This is a genomic window from Variovorax rhizosphaerae, from assembly GCF_037889975.1.
GTDB classification, from domain to species: domain Bacteria; phylum Pseudomonadota; class Gammaproteobacteria; order Burkholderiales; family Burkholderiaceae_C; genus Variovorax; species Variovorax rhizosphaerae.
Map to the genome: position 1 here is coordinate 1 of NZ_JBBKZT010000077.1, position 5783 is coordinate 5783.

Genomic DNA, 5783 nt, shown 5'->3' on the forward strand with positions numbered 1-5783 from the left:
AAGCCGAGGCGACTGTTGTTGTAGTTGCCGCTGGTCAGCGCCCACTGGCTTTGCTTGAGGTCCCCGGTGCCGACGAAGTTGAGCGCGGGAGCGCCGCGGACACCGACGAACTTGCTGGTCGTCTGGTAGTAGCTGATGCCGGCGTCAACCACGCCGAACATCGTGACGGAGGATTGGGCAGACGCGGCACCGGCAGCGGTGAGGGCTGCCAGGGCAACCAGGGATTTGTTCATTGAAAAGCTCTCCAGGACAGGTAAAAAAATGGGCTTCGATTCGACGGCTTCAGACGAAATCGGGCGAAGACCTCGACTTCGAGCGAGGGCTTCGCGCCCGCGTCCTGCTCCGGTTCATGCACATCCACGAGTCAGCCTTTCCCGTGATGCGTTGTTGCGCGACAGACCGACACCATTAGGGCGCGCCGGCCCTTTCCGCATGCGCGCGCACCTGCAACCGGCGATCGACCGTCAAGGGCAACGGCCTGCCGGACTCGTTCACTGCCTGATCGCCCTGCCGCATTGCAAAGACCGCAGTTCGCGCATGTCTCCGCAGAGCCATTCGGTTCCGGTGTATAGCGCTGGTGCTTGCGCCTTCAAGGTCAGGGTCCGTCGAGCCAGCGGCACAAATTTATCGTTCGATCGCTCACGCGTTCCCCTCCTTGAGGGAGGGGCGACGCCGTAACAGCGGCGGTGTCAAAAGTCTTCGAGGGTCATCTCCGAAATCGCTTCCGAGCCCGCGACGATGCTGTCGCGCAGGCCGGGCACGCGGGTCAGGATGTGATCGGCATAGAACCGGGCCACCAGCACCTTGCGGCGCATGAAGTCCACGTCATCGCCGGCCGCCAGTCGGTCCTCGGCGGCGAGCAGCGCGCGCCCCAGCTGCCAGCCCGCGGCCAGGTTGCCCGCGAGCAGGAGATAGGGCACGGAGCCGGCGAACACGGCGTTCGGGTCGCCCTTGAGGTTGGCCAAGACCCAGTCGACGACCCCCAGGAAGGCCTGGCGCGCGACCGCCAGGCGCAAGGCCATCGCCTGCGCGGCGTCGCTGTGATGCTGGCGCAGTTCGTCCTCCACGGCCGCGATCTCCTGTGCGAAGGCGCGCGCCACGGCGCCGCCGTCGCGCACCGTCTTGCGGCCGATGAAATCGTTGGCTTGGATCGCCGTCGTGCCTTCGTAGATGGTCAGGATGCGCGCATCGCGGTAGTGCTGCGCGGCACCCGTTTCCTCGATGAAGCCCATGCCGCCGTGCACCTGCACGCCCAGGCTCGTCACCTCCAGGCTCATCTCGGTCGAGTAGCCCTTGACCAGCGGCACGAGGAACTCGTAGAGCGCCTGCTCGCGGCGGCGCACATCGGCCTCGGGATGCGCGTGCGCCGCGTCGCAGGCAGCGGCCGCGGCCATGGCCAGCGCGCGGCAGCCTTCGGTCTGCGAGCGCATCGTGAGCAGCATGCGCTGCACGTCCGGGTGATGGATGATCGGCGCGGCGCCAGGCAGCGACCCGTCCACCGGACGCGACTGCACGCGCTCCTTCGCGTAGGCCGCGGCAAGCTGGCAGGCCCGTTCGGCCACGGCGATGCCCTGTAGGCCGACCGCATAGCGGGCCGCGTTCATCATCACGAACATGTACTCCAGGCCACGGTTCTCCTCGCCCACGAGGTAGCCGATGGCGCCGCCGTGGTCGCCGAACTGCAGCACGGCGGTGGGGCTGGCCTTGATGCCGAGCTTGTGCTCGATGCTCACGCACTGCACGTCGTTGCGATCGCCGAGCGCGCCGTTCTCATGCACGAGGAACTTCGGGACCACGAGCAGCGAGATGCCCTTGACGCCCTCGGGCGCGTCGGGCAGGCGCGCGAGCACGAGATGGACGATGTTCTCGGCCATGTCATGCTCGCCGTAGGTGATGAAGATCTTGGTGCCGAACACCCTGTACGTCCCGTCGCCCTGCGGCTCGGCGCGCGTGCGCACCAGCGCGAGGTCGCTCCCGGCCTGCGGCTCGGTCAGGTTCATGGTGCCGGTCCATTCGCCGGCGATCATCTTCGGCAGGTACACGTCCTTCAACTGTTGCGAGCCGGCCGTCAGCAGTGCCTCGATGGCGCCGTCGGTCAGGATCGCGCACAGGGCCAGGCTCAGATTGGCGCTGTTGAGCATCTCGGAGCAGGCCGCCGCGATGGTCATGGGGAGACCCTGGCCGCCGAAGTCCGTCGGATGCTGCAGGCCCTGCCAGCCACCCTCGCCGAACTGCCGGTAGGCATTCGCGAAGCCCGGCGTGGTGGTGACCTTGCCGTCCTGCCACGAAGAGGGTTGCCGGTCGCCCGCGACGTTGAGCGGTGCGACCACGTCCTGCGTGAAGCGCGCGCATTCTTCCAGCACGGCCTGTGCGGTGTCGATGCCGGCTTCCTCGAAGCCGGGCAGGGCGGCGATGCGCTCGATGTCGGCGAGTTCGGTCATGCAGAACAGCATGTCCTTGACGGGGGCCTGATAGATCATGAAGGTGTCCTCGAATGTTGTGCGATGAAGTGCTCGACGCGGCGCGCGGTCTCGGCCGGGCGCGTGAGCACGAAGAGATGGCCGCAGTCGACGGTCTCGAGCCGCGCTTTGCGCAGGCCCGCCGCCAGGATGCGTCCGTTGATGGCCGGCACGATGGGATCGTCGGACCCCATCAGCACCAGTGCCGGCGTCTCGACGCGGCGCAGCCGGTGCCAGCTGGTCCAGCCGACCATGGCCAGCAGTTGGTAGAGATAGCCGTGGATGCTCGGCGCGCGCATGGCCCGCGCGTGCATCTGCAGCAGTTCGCGCTCGAAGCGCAGCGCGCCGCCGTACAGCTCGCCGCCAACGCGCAGGAGGTAGGTCGGCTCGAAGTAGCGGCGCGGGCTCGCCATCCGCATCAGTACCTTGGGCTGGCCCGGCACCATGACCATGCCGGCGCAGGTGGCCGCGAGTGTCAGGGTGCTGCAGCGATCGAGATGCCGGATCGCGAACTCCTGCGCGACGGTTCCACCCCACGAGACGCCGATCACGTCGACGCGCCCCACACTCATGCGATCCAGCACCTTGGTGCCCAGCCGCGCAATGTCGCGCAGTCGATACGGCAACAAGGGGGCGGGCGATTCACCGACGCCCGGCACATCGAAGGTAAGGACACGCGTATGACCGAACTGGTCCATGAAGGGCGCCATGGTTTCCACGCTGGCACCGATGCCGTTGAACAGCAGCAGCGTGCGCGTGGCGTCGGGCGCGCCGCCGATGGCCAGGCGAACGCGCTGCCCGTCGATCGTGAGCCAGTGCGTCTCGGGAGCTGTCGAAAGTTCGCTCATGCGGCCTGCGACTGAGCGCCAGCCAGCACGTAGGTGCCGGGTGCTGCACACAGTGGGGGATGGGCGGCGGTGCCTTCCTGGCGCGGCGCGCGCCGCGGCGGCTCCGAACGCGCGGCGAGCCAGCCCGCGAGGTGCGGCCACCAGCTGCCCTCGTGCTGCCCGGCGGTGGCTTCGAACTCACCGGGGGTCGCATGTCGCCCCGCGTTGGTCATGAAGGCGCTCTTTTTGCCGCCCGGTGGACTGACGATGGACTGCACGTGGCCGCTGCCGGTCAGCACGAAGTCGCTGTGTCCGCCGAGCAGGCCGCGCGTCTGGTAGCAGCCTTCCCACGGCGTGATGTGGTCGGTCCTGCCGGCCAGAATGTAGCTGTCGCACTGGACGTCCGCGAGCGAGAGCGGCACCTCGCCGATCGAGAGGCCGCCACGCCGCACCAGCGCATTGGACTTCAACAACTTGATGAAGTCGCCATGCAGGTGCGCCGGCAGCCGCGTGGTGTCGGAGTTCCAGTAGAGGATGTCGAAGGCCGGGGGCTTGCGTCCCATTAGGTAGTTGTTGACCCAGTAGTTCCAGATCAGTTCGTTCGGACGCAGCCAGGCAAAGACCTTGGCCAGGTCCTTGCCCTGGAGCACGCCGTTGCGGCCGCTGACCGCGCGCGCGAGTTCGAGTGTCTCGAGGTGCGCGAACAGGCCCATCGAACTGTCGGCGATGCCGTCGATGTCGAGGATCGACACCATCAGCGTCAGGCTGCGCGCCCAGTCCTTGTCCTGCGCCGCCAGGTAGGCGAGCAGCGCCGCCGCAGTGATGCCGCCCGAGCAGGCGCCCAGCACGTGCAGTTGTTCCGCGCCGGCAATCTCGCGGGTCACTTCCATGGCCTGCACGAGCGCCTGCACGTAGGTCTCCAGGCCCCATGCGGAGCGGCTGGTGTCCGGATCGAACCAGCTCACCACGAAGACTTGGAAGCCCTGCTGGACCAGGTACTCGATCAGGCTGCGGCCCGGCGCGAGGTCCCAGATGTAGAACTTGTTGATCTGCGGCGGCACGATGAACAGCGGCGTGCCATGCACCTCCGCCGTCTGGGCTCGGTACTCGATCAGCTCCAGCAGTTCCGAGCGATACACCACCGAGCCCGGCGTGATCGCGAGGTTGCCACCGACTTCGAAGTTCGTCCCATCGACCGAGGCGGGCAGGCCGCCGTTGTGGCGCCAGTCGGCCACCAGTTGCATCGCGCCCTGCACCAGGTTGGCGCCGGCGGTCTCGAGTGTGCGCTTGAGCGCGGCGGGGTTGCCGAGCAGCGTATTGGTCGGCGCCAGCGTGTCGGTCGCCATGCCCAGGGCCATCTTCGCGCGGGCTTCGTCGCGCTCGGACAGGCCGAGTTCGCCGACCACGCGCTGCGCTTCCTGCACGAGGGCGAGATGGCCCTGCATGAGGCTGCGGTACAGCGGGTTGTCGCGCCAGGCAGGGTCGTCGAACCGGCGGTCGTTCGGCGCCGGCGTCCTGGTGGAGCGACCGATGGCGACGTCCATCAAGGCCGCACCGGCGCGGCCCGCGCCCTTCAGCGAGGTGAGCGGTTGCAGCAGGACGCCTTTGGCGATCGCTTCGAAAGAGGCGGCGAGGCTGGCGCCGTTGCCGCGCGGGGCGCGCCGCAACGGCGCGCCATCGCGGTGCTCCGCGAGATCGAGCGCAGCGGGCTGGACCGTGTTGGCGCTGGCCTGGGGACGGGCCCTTGCCGAGGTCTTTTTCGTCCGCATCACGGCGCCACCGAGGAAAGTGAAGGAAGGGCCGGCGAGACCGCGGTTGCGGCTGGGCGGATGGAAGGGCGGCTGGCTGCAGGAGGGATCTGCATGGATCGATGGCGCACGTGGATCCTCTTCGTCGGACGATAGATGGGTGGACGGAATCCCGGGTCGCGCGTAGCGCGGCTGCGGGTATGGACGGAATTCTGGTTGCCGGCTGTACGGTTCAACCCCTCCTTGGCGGAGGGGGACTGGCCACGACTCTGGATCAGCGCAGAAATTGCCGGTCTAGCGTGCCGAGCTTGACCAGGCGCCGTCAATCGAGTCAGCAGGCGCCGGCATGCTTGCGAAGCGGAGAGATGGCCACCGCCTGATGCCGCCTTGCCAGACACCAGTCGGGCGAGATCGCGCGCTCCCGTGCAGCCGCACGAGGGCTGGGGACCGCACGATGCACCCAACTCCTTCCGTCTACCACCTGGGCGGACATCAGCGTCGGATTTGCTCGCCGCCCCTCCCGCAAGGAGGGGCCTCGAGGCCGTCTCCAATCCTATTCTTCAGCCTGCAAGGTCGCCACGGCGGCCACCCTACCAACAGGGGCTGGCGGAATGAGCGCCGGCTCCACAAAAGGAGATAAGTCATGAATGCAACCATCGCGCAAGCCGCGCCCGCCGTCATCTCTGCCGCCGCACTGAAGACCTCGATCAAGGTCGAGCAACTCACCTGCACCATCGGCGCAGAACTGT

The 5783-nt window shown here is 67.7% G+C and carries 4 protein-coding genes; all 4 read right to left on the minus strand.

Annotation, left to right across the window (positions count from 1 at the left end; genetic code table 11):
• A partial coding sequence (locus WKW82_RS40065) for a porin (RefSeq protein ID WP_340348776.1) occupies positions 1–233 on the minus strand: 233 nt, incomplete at its 3' end.
• Between the two features lie 456 nt (positions 234–689).
• Positions 690–2480 carry an acyl-CoA dehydrogenase gene (locus WKW82_RS40070; protein ID WP_340348777.1) on the minus strand — a complete coding sequence of 597 codons (1791 nt, stop codon included), beginning with the start codon at positions 2478–2480 and terminating at the stop codon, positions 690–692.
• Positions 2477–3307, minus strand: a complete 831-nt coding sequence (gene phaZ, locus WKW82_RS40075; protein WP_340348778.1) for a poly(3-hydroxyalkanoate) depolymerase — start codon at positions 3305–3307, stop codon at positions 2477–2479. The genes WKW82_RS40070 and phaZ overlap by 4 nt, the downstream gene beginning before the upstream one ends.
• Positions 3304–5055 carry an alpha/beta fold hydrolase gene (locus tag WKW82_RS40080; protein ID WP_340348779.1) on the minus strand — a complete coding sequence of 584 codons (1752 nt, stop codon included), beginning with the start codon at positions 5053–5055 and terminating at the stop codon, positions 3304–3306. Before WKW82_RS40080 ends, phaZ begins: the two co-directional genes overlap by 4 nt.
• Positions 5056–5783: the final 728 nt, after the last annotated feature.